Raw genomic sequence first — 13,851 nt, 5'->3', positions numbered from 1 at the left:
CCATCTCCTACGTCGCCAAACGCACCCAAGAAGGCAAGACCCCCGAGAAGATCCTGCGCTGCCTCAAGCGCTACATCGCACGCTCACTCTTCAGGAAACTCAACGCGAACGCCCCTTGACACGACCCATAGAAGCGTCGACAGGCTCGACCACCGGGAGGGGTGTCCGCCGTGCGTGACCGGTGGTCGAGCTTGTCGAGACCGCGCGAGTCGGCCTCTGAAGCCGGGTCGCGTCTGAAGATCGGCTCGCTTGATCTCGACAGGCTCGATCACCGAGACCGCCGAGGTGCTTGAGACGGCCAGTGCAGGCGGCCTCCTCAGCCAACGCGATGGCGTTGCTCGTACGCTGAACGAGGGCGCCGCCGCGGCTGATAGGCTGAGCGCGTCGCAACTGGCGTAGCACGAAGATGGGTCACCATCGGGGAGCGACTGACACGGTTAGTGGCCGCGCGCCTGGGCCACGACATCCATTTTCGAATGTCTAAGGAGACCTCCGTGTCCACGCAACCACTCAACACCTTCAACGAGCCCCTCGAGGTCGTCGACCCCGAGATTGCCGCGGTTCTCGAGCAGGAGCTCGGCCGTCAGCGCGACTACCTCGAGATGATCGCGAGCGAGAACTTCGTGCCGCGCGCCGTGCTGCAGTCGCAGGGCTCCGTGCTCACGAACAAATATGCAGAGGGATACCCCGGACGCCGCTACTACGGCGGCTGCGAGTACGTCGACGTGGCGGAGCAGCTCGCCATCGACCGTGCCAAGGCACTGTTCGGCGCCGAGTACGCCAACGTTCAGCCGCACTCCGGAGCCACCGCCAACGCCGCAGTGCTGTCGGCGATCGCGACGCCGGGCGACACCATCCTGGGCCTTGAACTCGCCCACGGCGGTCACCTCACCCACGGCATGAAGCTCAACTTCTCGGGCAAGCTCTACAACCCGGTCGCCTACGGCGTCGACCCAGAGACCTTCCGCGTCGACATGGATGTCGTGCGCGATAAGGCCCTCGAGCACAAGCCGCAGGTCATCATCGCCGGTTGGTCGGCCTACCCGCGTCACCTCGACTTCGCCGCGTTCCGCGCGATCGCCGACGAGGTCGGCGCCAAGCTCTGGGTGGACATGGCTCACTTCGCCGGTCTCGTCGCCGCCGGCCTGCACCCGTCGCCGGTTCCCTACGCGGATGTCGTCTCCAGCACCGTGCACAAGACCCTCGCCGGTCCCCGGTCGGGATTCATCCTCTCCCGCGACATGGAGCTGGCTAAGAAGCTCAACTCCAACGTCTTCCCCGGCCAGCAGGGCGGACCGCTCATGCACGTCATCGCCGCCAAGGCGACGGCGTTCAAGTTGGCCGGCACCGCTGAATTCAAGGACCGCCAGGAGCGCACGCTGCGCGGCGCCAGCATCCTGGCCGACCGCCTGACCGCCGACGACTCGAAGGCCGGCGGCGTCGACGTGCTCACCGGTGGCACCGATGTGCACCTGGTTCTCGCCGACCTGCGCAACTCGCCGATCAACGGCCAGCAGGCCGAAGACGCACTGCACGCGGTCGGCATCACGGTCAACCGCAACTCGGTTCCGTTCGACCCGCGCCCGCCGATGGTCACCTCCGGCCTCCGCATCGGCACCCCGGCCCTCGCCACCCGTGGATTCGGCGACGTCGAGTTCACCGAGGTTTCCGACGTCATCGCCGAGGCGCTCAAGCCCGAGGCCGACATCCAGGGCCTGCGTGCGCGCGTCAAGGTTCTGACCGACGCGTTCCCGCTCTACAGCGGCCTGCACCAGTAGTAGTCGGGGCCGGCCGGGGTCATTCGGCCGGCCCTTCTTCTTTTCTTTGACTTCCTCCTTCGTCTTTCCCTCCCTGTCCCACTCGCGTCTCGTTTCTCGCTTCACGCTTCGGAGGAGAATCTGCGACACGCCGCGGTAATCGGGCGTTCGCTGTCGGTGTGGCGCCGAATCTCCTCCTTTACGTGGCGGCCTTAACGTGGCGGCGCTGTGCTCAGCTGCGGAGATTTTACCCATCGTGGTAAACCGGAGCAGGCGGGCAGGGGCCGAAGCCACGACGAATCACAGAATTTCCGCAGTTCGGCACAGGATGCTCGGACTCGGGCCCCGCACGTGACGCGCAGCGAGCGCACAGCGGGCAACTAGAACGGAACATGCAATGACGGCAATCATCCTCGACGGCGTCGCCACCGCGACCGCGGTCAAATCCGAGCTGGCCGCGCGCATCACCGCGCTCAAGGCCCACGGCATCACCCCCGGACTCGGCACCCTGCTCGTCGGCGACGACCCGGGCTCCCGCTCCTACGTTGCGGGCAAGCACCGCGACTGTGCCGAGGTCGGCATCGAGTCGATCCGCGTCGACCTGCCCGCCACGGCGACCGACGCCGATGTGCGTGCGGCGATCGACGAGCTGAACGCGAACCCGGCCGTCACCGGCTACATCGTTCAGCTGCCGCTGCCGAAGGGCCTCGACGAGCACGCCGCGCTCGAGGCGATCGACCCGGCGAAGGATGCCGACGGTCTGCACCCGACGAACCTCGGCCGGTTGGTGCTCGGCATCGAAGGCGAACTGCACTCCCCGCTGCCCTGCACCCCGGCCGGCATCGTCGAAATGCTGCGGCGCTACAACGTGCCGATCAGCGGCAAGCACGTCACCGTCGTCGGCCGTGGCCTGACCGTCGGGCGCCCGCTCGGCCTGCTGTTCACCCGCAAGGGCCTCGACGCCACGGTCACCCTGACGCACTCCCGCACGATCGACCTGGCCGCCGAGGTGCGCCGCGCCGATATCGTTGTGGCCGCGGTCGGGGTCGCCCACCTGATCAAGCCCGAGTGGATCAAGCCCGGCGCCGCCGTGCTCGATGTCGGAATCACGCGCGTGCAAGACGAAGAGACCGGCAAGGGAAAGCTGACCGGCGATGTGGACCCGGCCGTCGCATCCGTTGCCGGCTACCTCTCACCGAACCCGGGCGGAGTCGGCCCGATGACGCGGGCGATGCTGCTGAGCAATGTGGTCGATGCGGCGGAGCGCGCCCTCGCTCGTTAGCCTGCTCGGCCACACCCGACCTGCGTGGATCAATCGCCAAGCTGACAGGTGCGGTCGACTTTCCCCGGCGCACCGGGACATCTCGACCGGAACGTTCAAGCTCGGCGAGGTGGGGCGGGGTGGGACATCTCGACGGCGGTGACCGCCGCGTACAGCGCGGCCGTCTCCGGCGCGATCACGCGGGAGGCGTATCGTCGTTGCGGTCGGCCGGTCTGGCCGTAGCGCAAGGTGACGGAGGCCTGCCCGGTGAGCACGAAGTACTCCAGGTACTTGCGGGCGACGACCCGGGAGAGGCCGAGCGCCTCGGCGCACTCGGATGCTGCAACATCCGGCGCGCTCTCGACGAGCGAGCGCGCGACCAGCAACGAGGTCTCTTTGCTCAGACCTTTGGGAAGCGCGGGCGGGGCCGACGCCGACGCCGACGTTCCGAGTGCGAGGTCGAGGTCACTCTGGCTGAGGTCACCGGGGCGCCCGAGTAACCGCCGACGTTCGGCGTAGCCGGTTAATCGTGAACGCAGCTCCTCGAGCTTGAACGGTTTGAGGAGGTAACTCGCGATCCCACCCTGCAGGGCTGCGCTGATGGTTTCGGCCTCCCGTGCGGCGCTCAACACAATGAAGTCGAGATCGTGGCCACGTGATCTGGCCTGACGGATGACGTCGATACCGGTCATGTCCGGCAAATAGATATCGAGTAGTACGAGGCGAGGGCGGAGCGCGGTGAGGAGCGCAAGCGCTTCAGCACCGGTGTGGGCAACTCCGACCACCCGATAGCCGGCAACCTGCTCGACGACACGTTCGTGTGCGCGGGCAACCATGAAATCGTCGTCGACAATGAGTACGTCAAGCATGATGTGCCCCGTTCAAAGCGAGAGTTCTGGCGGGTTCGGCCGGCACCGCCGTGTCGGGATGCACCGGCAACACGGCTTCGAACACTGTGCCGTGGTTGTGCCTGTAGTCGACAGTGCCGCCGCGCCGGGTCGCGACCAGCCTGACGATCGCGAGGCCGTAGCCGTGGTGGGCGCTGTGGTTGTTGGCACCGTCGCGGTGAGCGTCGTCGGAGCCCGCATCGCTGACCACTGTCGTCTTGGATGTGACCCCGGCCTCGAACATGTGGCCGAGTAGCTCGGGTTGGATGCCGGGTCCGCTGTCAGCGACAGTGATTCGCACCTCGGCGCGGTGAGTGGCTTCAGGCTCTGTCCCGCTGCGATGGGCGTCGACGTTGATCACACGGATGTCCAGCGAGACCACGCGGACCGTTGCACCGGTCACTGCGTCGACCGCGTTGTCGACCAGGTTGCCGATGACCGTGACAAGGTCCGCGCCGAGCAGGCCATCAACGCGAGGTAACGCAGAGTCCTGACTCAATGAAAGCTCGGCGCCCCGCTCCCGAGCGAGGGATGCCTTCGCAATCACGAGCGCAGCGACCGACGGCTCCTGGAGCCGCGTCAGAACGTCGCGATCAAGCTCGGAACGATCGCGAGTCACCGCGTCAATATAGTCGACGGCCGCGTCGGCATCGCCGAGCTGGATCAGCATCGAGATCGTATGCAGACGGTTGGCGAACTCGTGGGTCTGGGCGCGGAGGGTGTCGGTGGCTTGCTGACTACTGCCCAGATCGCGCTGCAGGGTGACCAGCTCGGTGCGGTCGCGCAGAGTCGTGACGACTTCTGGGATTGAGTTGGGTGGCCGAATCGTTGTCTGGTTGAGCACCAGCAGTACCCCATTGTTGACCAGGGGGCTGTCGCTGGCCAGAGTTCGATGAGAACGCAAGGCGAGTACTGCCTCCGCGTCGAGCCCGACGTCGTCGATCGAACGGCCCTCTGCGTCGTCGGGGAGGCTCAGCAAGGTGTGAGCACTATCGTTGGCGAGGGTGATGACGCCGTCGGCATCGACGGCGATCACCCCTTCACGGATGCCATGAAGCATCGCCTCTCGATGCTCGGCAAGGCGCGCAATTTGTTCTGGCTCGAGGCCGAGTGTCTGACGCTTCACCCTCGCGGCCAGCCACCAGGAGCCTGCAGCGCCGAGTATTCCCGCGACGCCCAGGTAGGTGAGCAGATTCGGTGCGGCGGCGGCGAGCAAGCCGGACAGCGGAGGCATTCGGCGCCCGGCGATGATCATTCCGACAAGGCGACCCGCGTTGTCGAGAACGGGAACCCGGGCAACGACATGGTCGACTTCGCCGATCGGAGCCACGCCGGCCCAGGCGCCGTCAGAATTGGGGCTGTCGGAGGGGTGCTCGATCCTACCCAGAAGGCGCGGGTCGGCGGGTGAGGCGAGCACCCGACCGGCGGCATCCGTTACCAGCAGCTCATCGACTCCGGTCGTGGTGCGCAACGACTCGACCGGGCCGGTCAATCGCTGGTTGGCAGCTTCGACACCGTCGAGGCCGTCGGAGGGGCCGATGGTGCGTGGCACCGCGAGTCCGGTGGTAGCGGAGAGGATGCTGCGCAGGAGGGGGTTGGCGGCTGAGTATTCGGCGACCGCGAGCATCCGTCGTTGCTGCACCGAGTTGAAATTCGTGGTGGTCTGCTCGAGGGAGATAGCGGTGACTGCGACGAGCACGATCGCCAGGAGACTGAGCTGAAAGATAAGGAGTTGGCGGGTGAGGCTGAGCCTGGTCCGAACGCGGCCCGATGATGGTGAGGGAGACGGTGAGGGCGGGCGAAGCAGTTGCGAATGCACATGCCCTCCAGGTTGGTCGTCGTTGGCCCCCTGAAATAGTCCCTCACAATGGGGTAGAAGCAAAACCGGTCACAAGCTACACAACGTTCGCTATGACCATAAGTTGTGCCTCTGGTGAGCCCCTGCGCACCATTACCTGGGTCGGCAACGAGGCAGACCATGAAATCAGAGGATCACAATGAGAAAACCTGCAACGGCGCGGCGCCTCATCGGCACGACAATCCTGGCTTCGGGCTTGGTGCTCGCCCTGAGCGCATGCGGTGTCACCAGTGCTGCCGCACCCGTCGCCGAGAGCGGCCCGATCAAGAACCTTCAGGTCATGGTTCCTAACGCTCCCGGCAGCGGCTATGACGTCACCGGCCGGGCCGCGGTGCGGGTCATGGACGAAATCGGAATCACCTCCGGTACAGAGGTCACCAACCTCGCAGGGGCCGGCGGCACAGTCGGACTCGCCCGTACACTGACCGAAAAGGGCAACGCAAACTTTCTGCTCGTGATGGGACTCGGTGTCGTCGGCGCCGCGTACACCAACGAAGGCGACGCCACGATTGCTGCGGCAACGCCCATCGCCCGCCTGATCGAAGAGGCGGGCGCCATCTTCGTGCCGGCAAACTCTCCGTACAAAACCCTCGACGACCTGATCGTCGCCTGGAAAGCCGACCCTGCCGCGTTCCCGGTCGGCGGAGGGTCATCACCCGGCGGTCCGGACCACCTGTTGCCGATGCAACTGGCGGATGCCGTCGGCATCGACGCGTCCAAGGTCAACTATGTCGCGTATGACGGCGGCGGCGAACTGTTGCCGGCCGTACTCGGCGGCAAGCTCCAGTTCGCGGCATCCGGCTACGGCGAGTTCCTCGAACAAGTCAAGTCTGGCGATCTGCGCGTCCTCGCTGTGACCAGTGAAGAGCGCGTTCCGGTGATCGACGCCCCGACCCTGACCGAGGAGGGTGTCGACCTCGTCTTCACCAACTGGCGCGGGCTTCTTGCTGCGCCAGGTCTCAGCAAGACCGAGCAGGCCAGGCTCGTCACGGCAGTCACCGAGATGCACGACAGCAAGGAGTGGGCGAAGGTTCTGAAGGACAATGGCTGGACCGACGCCTTCCTCACCGGCGATGCGTTCGAATCCTTCCTCACCGAGCAGGACTCGCGGGTCTCGACAGTTCTGACAAATCTGGGATTGGTGTGACCTCCCTTCGCACCCTGATGCGCGGCCGCTCCGAGCTCGGCGTCGCCGCCGGGCTCGGGGTGACCGCACTCGTCGTCGCAGTCGATGCTGCGAACATCCGTCACACCGCCATCAGCTCAGGAATGATGGGCCCGCAGGTCGTGCCGGCCATCATCGCCCTCGGGTTGGCGCTGAGCGCGATCGCGCTCACCGTCACGGTGCTGCGTGGCGGGCACGGTGAGCAGGAAGACGGCGAGGACATCGACCTGTCACAGGGCGCACACTGGCCGACTCTGCTCGGACTCGGCGGGCTCATCCTGCTCACGGCGCTGTTGATGAACATCCTCGGCTTCGTCATTTCGAGCGCTCTGCTCTTCGTCGGGGCGTCGATCCTGCTCGGGTCGCGCCGCTACCTTCTGAGCCTGCTCATCGGTGCCGCGCTTGCCGCGGCGACCTTCTACGGTTTTGTGCTCGGCCTCGGCATTCCATTGCCGGCCGGACTGCTGACAGGAATTCTCTAATGGACAATCTCGCCCTGCTGATGCAGGGATTCACCAACGCGCTCACGCTCGACAACCTGCTGTTCGCACTGATCGGTGTGCTGCTCGGCACCGCGGTCGGTGTGCTGCCCGGCATCGGGCCGGCAATGACCGTTGCGCTGCTCCTGCCGCTCACCTACGCGCTCGACGTGACCGGCTCGCTCATCATGTTCGCTGGGATTTACTACGGCGGCATGTACGGCGGGTCGACGACGTCGATCCTGCTCAATACGCCCGGGGAGTCCTCCTCTGTCGTCACCGCTCTCGAGGGCAACAAAATGGCGAAGGCCGGTCGAGGGGCCCAGGCGCTTGCGACCGCCGCGATCGGCTCCTTTGTGGCAGGCACGATCGCCACCGCTGCGCTTGTGTTCGTTGCGCCGTTCATCGTCTCGATCGCGATCAGCCTCGGAGCTCCCTCCTATTTCGCCATGATGGTGTTCGCGTTCATCGCGGTCAGCACCGTGCTCGGTTCCTCCCGCATTCGCGGCATCGCCTCCCTGTTCATCGGGCTGACGATCGGCCTGGTCGGCATGGATGGAACCAGCGGGCAACCGAGAATGACGTTTGGTCAGCCTCTGTTGGCCGGCGGGATCGACGTCGTTGTCATCGCCGTCGCCCTGTTCGCCGTGGGGGAGGCGCTCTGGATCGCCGCTCATCTGCGTCAGAGCAAGCCGGCGACGATTCCGGTCGGTGTTCCCTGGATGGACAAGGATGACTGGAAGCGAAGCTGGAAACCGTGGCTGCGCGGCACAGTGATCGGATTCCCATTCGGTGCGATTCCGGCGGGAGGAGCAGAGATTCCCACCTTCCTGTCGTACGCCGCCGAGAAGAAGCTGTCGAAGCATCCTGAAGAGTTCGGGCACGGCGCCATCGAGGGCGTGGCCGGCCCGGAGGCCGCGAACAACGCCTCGGCGGCGGGAACGCTCGTGCCGCTGTTGACGTTGGGTCTGCCCACGACGGCAACGGCTGCAGTGATGATCGCCGCGTTCAACCAGTACGGGATTCACCCGGGACCGCTTCTCTTCACGACCGAGCCGGTTCTCGTGTGGACGCTGATCGCGAGCCTGTTCATCGGCAACACCCTGTTGCTCGTTCTGAACCTGCCGCTCGCACCGTTCTGGGCCAAGTTGCTACGCATCCCGCGGCCGTACCTCTACGCGGGCATCCTGTTCTTTGCCACACTCGGCGCGTACGCGTCGGGGCTGCAGTCAATGAACATTGTGATTCTGCTGCTCGTCGGATCCCTCGGCTATATCGCACGGCGCTATGGGTTCCCCGTGCTTCCGATCATCGTCGGCGCCATCCTCGGCCCGGAGATGGAGCGTCAGTTGCGCCGGGCGTTGCAGATCAGCTCCGGTGACCCCGCAGCGCTGGTCAGCGAACCCCTCGCGGTCGTGCTCTATTCGGTCATTGCGGTGTTCCTTTTCGTGCCGCCGCTCGTGCGGATGCTCCGTAACAAGCTGGGCGATCGCCTGAACGGTGCGGGGCCAGCTGCCGGGCCTCCCGTCGGGACCCTGACCGGGCCATCAACGGGGCCTGCCGCCGGGACGTCCACTGTGGGCGATTCAGCGGATGGCGCTGCGGAGGCCCCCGCAGATCGGCCGGACTCGCTCGTTCACTGACGCCGTCGGTTCCGGCCTCAATTCAGCGCCGAGTTTGACACGTGCGGTCGACTTTCCCCGGCACGCCGGGGTAGCTCGACCGGGGCGGTCAAGCTCGGCGCGTTCAGGAGTTACGCGGGGGTGGCGTGCGCGTGCAGCGCCGCGTGGGCGAGGTAGTGCTCGGCATTCACACGGATGCCCGCGATCTCGTCGTCGGTCAGCTCGCGGCGCACCTTGGCCGGGACGCCGGCGACGAGTGATCCGGGCGGAACGACCGTGCCTTCGAGCACGAGCGCACCGGCCGCGACGAGGGACCCGGCGCCGATGACGGCACCATTCATGATCGTCGCGGACATGCCGACGAGCACCGAGTCTTCGATCGTGCAGCCGTGAAGCACCGCGCCGTGCCCGACCGAGACATCCGCACCGATCGTGAGCGGGTAGCCACGGTCGACGTGGCACGAGACGTTGTCTTGCAGGTTCGAGCCGGCACCAAGCGAGATCGGCTCCTGTTCGGCACGGAGTACGGCGTTGTACCAGACGCTGGACCGCTCACCGAGGGTGACTTGGCCGACGAGCACGGCGCCGGGAGCGACAAACGCCGACTCGGCGACGACGGGCGCCGGCAGGTTCGGCAGGGACAGAACGCGAGCGGAAGGATCGACAGCCATGTCGGCCAGCCTAGCGCCGGGTCCGGTGCTCTCGTCCCGTGAGGGGCCGGCTTGTGCTCCTGCGCGACGCGCTCAACGAGCACAAGTTGGCAAGTTGACACCTCACGGACGATTCAGGTGACGCGCGCCTTAGGCTTCTCGCATGGTGAACACATCACATCCCGCCGTCACTCGGGTGCGCGAGGCGCTGAACGCGTTCGGCCTCGCCCCCGACATCCGTTGGTTCGATGACGCCACTCCGACGGCGCAGGCCGCCGCCGCGGCGCTCGGAATCGAGGTGGGCGCGATCGCCAACTCGCTCATCTTCACGCTCGACGGCGCACCGCTGCTGGTTCTCACCTCTGGCGCACACCGGGTCGACACGGTCTGGCTCGGCGAACAGCTGGGCGGCACGATCAAGCGGGCGTCGGCCGACACGGTGAAGGATGCGACCGGCCAGGTGATCGGCGGGGTCGCCCCGCTCGGGCATCCGGCACCCATCCGCACGCTCGTCGATGTGGCGCTGGCCGACTATCCCACGGTCTGGGCCGCTGCCGGGCATGCGCACACCGTCTTCCCGACCACGTTTGACGAGCTGGTGCGGATCACGGGCGGCGAAGCCGTCACCGTCGCCCCTGACTGAACCTCACGCCCTGCGGCAGAGTCAGACCCTTGGCAGGTTCTCACAAGCAGACCCGGCCCACTTCATCCGTTTGTCTATAGAGCGTGACGGAACGCGAATCTAGGCTCACCGTACTTGCACCGGTTCAGAGCTTCACAGATGAATAACTGACAAAGGATGACCAATGCGCGCTCGACATGTACTCCCCGTATTCGCAGCCCTCGGCGCACTGCTGCTGACCGGCTGCGTCGACAATTCGGCGCCGACCGCTGCGGAGACGAAGCCGCCCGTCGCCAACGGCGTCAACGCCGAGGCCGCAGCGCTGCTGCCGAAAAACGTCGCCGACGCCGGCACACTGGTGATCGGCACCAGCCCGAACTATGCGCCCAACGAGTTCAAGAACGACGCCGGCGAACCGGTCGGCTGGGCGATGGAGATGAGCACTAAACTCGCCGAGACGCTCGGCCTGAAGCCGAGTTTCAGTATCGCCCGGTTCGAGACCATCATTCCCGGCATCGTCGCCGGCAGCATCAACGCCGGGGTGTCCTCCTTCACCGACAACGCCGAGCGCCAGAAGCAGGTCGACTTCGTCAACTACTACGTGGCCGGCATCCAGTGGGCATCGCCGACGGGCAAGGATGTCGACCCCGACAACGCGTGTGGGCTCACCGTAGCCGTCCAGGCCACCACCTACCAGGACACCGATGAGATCCCTGCGAAGAGTGATGCCTGCATAGCGGCCGGCAAGCCGGCGATCAACAAGCTGCCGTTCGACACGCAGGATGCCGCGGCCACCGCGGTCGTTCTCGGCCAGGCCGATGCGTTCACCGCCGACTCACCTGTCACCCTCTACGCCATCTCGAAGCTTGACGGCAAGCTGCAGACCGCGGGGAAGACCTTCGACGCCGCACCGTACGGCATCGCCGTGACGAAGGATTCCGGCATGGCCGAAGCCGTACAGGCGGCGATGCAGTCAATGGTCGACGACGGCTCCTACGGCAAGATTCTGGACGCCTGGGGTGTCGCCGACGGCGGCCTGGACACCATCACCATCAACGCGGGCGGAAAGAGCTAGCGCTCGGCGCCTCCACCTGAAAGCGCCGGTCGCAGCTCTCGCTGCGCTCGGCGCTTTCAGGTGGATGGCGCGGGCGTTCGGCCGGCCCCGAGCCTAGGCGGTGCGGCCGGCTCCAGCTGCGGCGCGCACCACGAAGAGCTCCGGCGTTCCATACCCCGCGGCGGCAAAAGCATCGAGCACCGCCGCCTCGACGGTCGGGATCAGCGCGGTCGGGGTGAGCGCGATCGCCGCCCCGCCGAACCCGCCACCGGTCATCCGGGCGCCGATCGCACCGGCCGCACGACTTGTCTCAACGGCGAGGTCGAGCTCGGCCACCGAGATCTCGAAGTCGTCGCGCATTGACACGTGCGAGGCATCCAGCAGCTCACCGATCGCGGTCGGGCCTTGCTCGCGCAACGTGCGCACGGTGTCGAGCACGCGCTGGTTCTCGGTGATGACGTGGCGCACGCGGCGGAATGTCTCGTCGTCGAGCAGCTCGGCGGCCCGGCCGAGGTCGTCGACCGAGACGTCGCGCAACGAGTCAGTGCCGAGCGCCGCAGCGCCCTTTTCGCACGACGCGCGACGCGAGGCGTAGCCGCCGGTGGCGTGAGAGTGGCTGACCCGGGTGTCGATGATCAGCAGCTCGAGGCCCGCCTCGTCGAAGCCGAGCGGAATGACCTCCGAGTCGAGGCTGCGGCAATCGAGGAACACCGCGGCATCCGTCTCGCCGAGCAGCGACGCCGACTGGTCCATGATCCCGGTGGGGGCGCCGACCGCGCGGTTCTCGGCGAGCTGGCCGACTGTGGCGAGGGTGCGGCGGTCAAGGCCGAGATCCCAGATGTCGTTGAGCGCCACGGCGACCGCGCTTTCGATGGCGGCCGACGACGACAGGCCGGCTCCGATCGGCACATCCGAGTCGATGTAGATCTCGAAACCGGTCTGGGTGTCAAGGTCGGCGCCGAACTGGCCGAGCGCCCAGGCCACGCCGAGCGGGTAGGCCGACCAGCCGTGCAGGTTCTCGGGGAACAACTCGTCGAGCGAGATCTCGATCGCGTCGTCGGCGAACGAACTGGCGACACGGATCAGCCGGTCGCCGCGCTCAGCAAGAGCAACGACCGTGCGCCGGTCGATGGCGAACGGAAAGACGAAGCCGTCGTTGTAGTCGGTGTGCTCACCGATCAGGTTGACGCGACCGGGCGCCGACCAGAGCCCGACCGGCTCGTGCGCGAAGTGGCTGTCGAAGCCGACGCGTGCGGCCTGTTCGAGGGTCTGGGTGTTCATTCTGTGTCCTTCCCGATGGCTGTCGCCACGGCATCCCGAATCACCGCGGCGGCTTGCTCCGGCGCGATGTCGCCGATCCAGGCGCCCATGGCGGCCTCGGATCCGGCTAGAAACTTGAGCTTGTCGGCGGCCCGACGCGGACTCGTCACCTGCAGCATGAGACGGATGTCGTCACGGTGCGTCGCAACCGGGGCCTGGTGCCAGGCGGCGATGTAGGGCGTCGGCGTCTCATAGATCTCGTCGATGCCGCGCAGCAGCCGGCGGTAGAGCACGGCCAGCTCATCGCGCTCGGCCAGGGAGGTCTCGGAGAAGTCGGCGACGTGGCGGTGCGGCAACATGTGCACCTCGATTGGCCAGCGGGCGGCGAACGGAACGAACGCCGTCCAGTGTTCGCCGGTCAGGATGACGCGGTCGCCGGCCCGCTCCGATTCCAAAATGTCGGCGAACAGCGTGGGTCCGTATCGCTCGATCGAGTCGATCACCCGCTGGGTGCGCGGCGTCACGTACGGGTAGCTGTAGATCTGGCCGTGCGGGTGGTGCAGCGTCACGCCGATGGCTTCGCCACGATTCTCGAACGGAAAGACCTGCTGGATGCCCGGAAGCTGGGAAAGCGCGTGCGTGCGCTCGGCCCAGGCCTCGATCACGGTGCGCGCCCGCACGGTGGAGAGACTCGCGAACGATCCCTCGTGCTCGGGGCTGAACGCCACCACTTCGCAGCGACCCACCGAGGTGCGCGTGCGACCCAGGCCGATCGTCGACAGGTCGTCGAGATCGGCGGGGGCGTCGGCATCCGTCAGAAGAGGGCCGAACGACGGCGACTTGTTCTCGAACACCGCAACGTCGTAGTTGCTCGGAATCTCCGACGGGTTGCCGGGCGTCGTCGGCGCGAGCGGATCGAGGTGCGCCGGGGGCAGGAACACCCGGTTCTGCCTCGCCGCCGCGATCGATACCCATTCGCCGGTCAGGGGATCCTGACGCATCGATGCCGTGCCCGGTCGAGGAGCTAGCTCCCGCAGATCGGGGGCCCGGTCGGGGGCGAGCGTGGTGTTCGGGTCGTCGAAGTAGATCAGCTCGCGGCCGTCGGCCAGGGTGTGCTGCTGCCTGGCGATGCGTTCGTCGCGCACGAAGGCGCGAACCGTGGTGCCCGCGGCTGTGCCGGCGGGGCTGTCGATAGTGGTGTCCATCACAGTCACCAGAATAACCGATTTGCGCAAT

At 66.5% G+C, this 13,851-nt stretch carries 13 protein-coding genes and 1 riboswitch; of the genes, 8 read left to right on the top strand and 5 right to left on the bottom strand.

Annotated features, from left to right (window positions below):
- Window positions 1-249: 249 nt before the first annotated feature.
- The 3 genes from AC1DCF_RS18780 (at window position 250) to AC1DCF_RS18770 (ending at window position 3,039) form a co-directional block, all read left to right on the top strand.
- Window positions 250-399 carry a hypothetical protein gene (locus AC1DCF_RS18780; protein WP_477212303.1) on the top strand — a complete coding sequence of 50 codons (150 nt, stop codon included), beginning with the start codon at window positions 250-252 and terminating at the stop codon, window positions 397-399.
- Window positions 377-465: riboswitch (ZMP/ZTP riboswitch) on the top strand. (Overlaps the previous gene by 23 nt.)
- Before the next feature lie 11 nt (window positions 466-476).
- A complete protein-coding gene (gene glyA, locus AC1DCF_RS18775; RefSeq protein ID WP_477212302.1) occupies window positions 477-1,778 on the top strand; it encodes a serine hydroxymethyltransferase in 1,302 nt (433 codons plus the stop codon).
- Between the two features lie 376 nt (window positions 1,779-2,154).
- Window positions 2,155-3,039 (top strand): bifunctional methylenetetrahydrofolate dehydrogenase/methenyltetrahydrofolate cyclohydrolase, encoded by an 885-nt coding sequence (locus AC1DCF_RS18770; protein WP_477212301.1) that lies wholly within the window; start codon window positions 2,155-2,157, stop codon window positions 3,037-3,039.
- Between the two features lie 95 nt (window positions 3,040-3,134).
- Here AC1DCF_RS18770 and AC1DCF_RS18765 read toward each other — a convergent pair whose 3' ends face one another.
- A complete protein-coding gene (locus AC1DCF_RS18765; RefSeq protein WP_477212300.1) occupies window positions 3,135-3,887 on the bottom strand; it encodes a response regulator in 753 nt (250 codons plus the stop codon).
- Window positions 3,880-5,604 carry a sensor histidine kinase gene (locus AC1DCF_RS18760; RefSeq protein WP_477212299.1) on the bottom strand — a complete coding sequence of 575 codons (1,725 nt, stop codon included), beginning with the start codon at window positions 5,602-5,604 and terminating at the stop codon, window positions 3,880-3,882. The genes AC1DCF_RS18765 and AC1DCF_RS18760 overlap by 8 nt, the downstream gene beginning before the upstream one ends.
- 298 nt (window positions 5,605-5,902) lie before the next feature.
- On the opposite strand from AC1DCF_RS18760, the gene AC1DCF_RS18755 reads away from it, so the two are divergent.
- The 3 genes from AC1DCF_RS18755 to AC1DCF_RS18745 are packed head-to-tail and all read left to right on the top strand — an operon-like array spanning window position 5,903 to window position 9,050.
- A complete protein-coding gene (locus AC1DCF_RS18755; protein WP_441790849.1) occupies window positions 5,903-6,910 on the top strand; it encodes a Bug family tripartite tricarboxylate transporter substrate binding protein in 1,008 nt (335 codons plus the stop codon).
- Window positions 6,907-7,410, top strand: coding sequence for a tripartite tricarboxylate transporter TctB family protein (locus AC1DCF_RS18750; RefSeq protein ID WP_477212298.1), 504 nt, complete (start codon window positions 6,907-6,909; stop codon window positions 7,408-7,410). The genes AC1DCF_RS18755 and AC1DCF_RS18750 overlap by 4 nt, the downstream gene beginning before the upstream one ends.
- The gene (locus AC1DCF_RS18745) at window positions 7,410-9,050 is read left to right on the top strand and encodes a tripartite tricarboxylate transporter permease (protein ID WP_477212297.1); all 1,641 of its coding nucleotides are present in this window, start codon (window positions 7,410-7,412) and stop codon (window positions 9,048-9,050) included. The genes AC1DCF_RS18750 and AC1DCF_RS18745 overlap by 1 nt, the downstream gene beginning before the upstream one ends.
- A 110-nt stretch (window positions 9,051-9,160) precedes the next feature.
- Here AC1DCF_RS18745 and AC1DCF_RS18740 read toward each other — a convergent pair whose 3' ends face one another.
- Window positions 9,161-9,700 (bottom strand): gamma carbonic anhydrase family protein, encoded by a 540-nt coding sequence (locus AC1DCF_RS18740; protein WP_441790846.1) that lies wholly within the window; start codon window positions 9,698-9,700, stop codon window positions 9,161-9,163.
- Between the two features lie 142 nt (window positions 9,701-9,842).
- On the opposite strand from AC1DCF_RS18740, the gene AC1DCF_RS18735 reads away from it, so the two are divergent.
- Together AC1DCF_RS18735 and AC1DCF_RS18730 are read left to right on the top strand one after the other, a co-directional pair.
- Entirely contained in the window at window positions 9,843-10,322 is a 480-nt protein-coding gene (locus AC1DCF_RS18735) for a YbaK/EbsC family protein (RefSeq protein ID WP_477212296.1), read from the top strand.
- 163 nt (window positions 10,323-10,485) lie between these two features.
- Window positions 10,486-11,376 (top strand): ABC transporter substrate-binding protein, encoded by an 891-nt coding sequence (locus AC1DCF_RS18730; protein ID WP_477212295.1) that lies wholly within the window; start codon window positions 10,486-10,488, stop codon window positions 11,374-11,376.
- 93 nt (window positions 11,377-11,469) lie between these two features.
- Here AC1DCF_RS18730 and galK read toward each other — a convergent pair whose 3' ends face one another.
- Both galK and galT read right to left on the bottom strand, forming a co-directional pair.
- On the bottom strand, window positions 11,470-12,636 hold the full coding sequence (galK, locus tag AC1DCF_RS18725) for a galactokinase (protein WP_477212294.1): 1,167 nt from the start codon (window positions 12,634-12,636) through the stop codon (window positions 11,470-11,472).
- Complete coding sequence (gene galT, locus AC1DCF_RS18720) at window positions 12,633-13,820, bottom strand: galactose-1-phosphate uridylyltransferase (RefSeq protein ID WP_477212305.1); 1,188 nt, start codon at window positions 13,818-13,820, stop codon at window positions 12,633-12,635. The genes galK and galT overlap by 4 nt, the downstream gene beginning before the upstream one ends.
- Window positions 13,821-13,851 lie beyond the last annotated feature (31 nt).

Source organism: Leifsonia sp. 10L418, assembly GCF_056395445.1.
This window is presented reverse-complemented; position numbering and strand designations above follow the sequence as displayed.

Coding starts and splice junctions, on each gene's coding strand:
- glyA (WP_477212302.1), top strand. CDS start 477: ATGTCTAAGGAGACCTCCGTGTCCACGCAACCACTCAACACCTTCAAC.
- AC1DCF_RS18755 (WP_441790849.1), top strand. CDS start 5,903: ATGAGAAAACCTGCAACGGCGCGGCGCCTCATCGGCACGACAATCCTG.
- AC1DCF_RS18765 (WP_477212300.1), bottom strand. CDS start 3,887: ATGCTTGACGTACTCATTGTCGACGACGATTTCATGGTTGCCCGCGCA.
- galK (WP_477212294.1), bottom strand. CDS start 12,636: ATGAACACCCAGACCCTCGAACAGGCCGCACGCGTCGGCTTCGACAGC.
- AC1DCF_RS18740 (WP_441790846.1), bottom strand. CDS start 9,700: ATGGCTGTCGATCCTTCCGCTCGCGTTCTGTCCCTGCCGAACCTGCCG.
- galT (WP_477212305.1), bottom strand. CDS start 13,820: ATGGACACCACTATCGACAGCCCCGCCGGCACAGCCGCGGGCACCACG.
- AC1DCF_RS18730 (WP_477212295.1), top strand. CDS start 10,486: ATGCGCGCTCGACATGTACTCCCCGTATTCGCAGCCCTCGGCGCACTG.
- AC1DCF_RS18770 (WP_477212301.1), top strand. CDS start 2,155: ATGACGGCAATCATCCTCGACGGCGTCGCCACCGCGACCGCGGTCAAA.
- AC1DCF_RS18745 (WP_477212297.1), top strand. CDS start 7,410: ATGGACAATCTCGCCCTGCTGATGCAGGGATTCACCAACGCGCTCACG.
- AC1DCF_RS18735 (WP_477212296.1), top strand. CDS start 9,843: ATGGTGAACACATCACATCCCGCCGTCACTCGGGTGCGCGAGGCGCTG.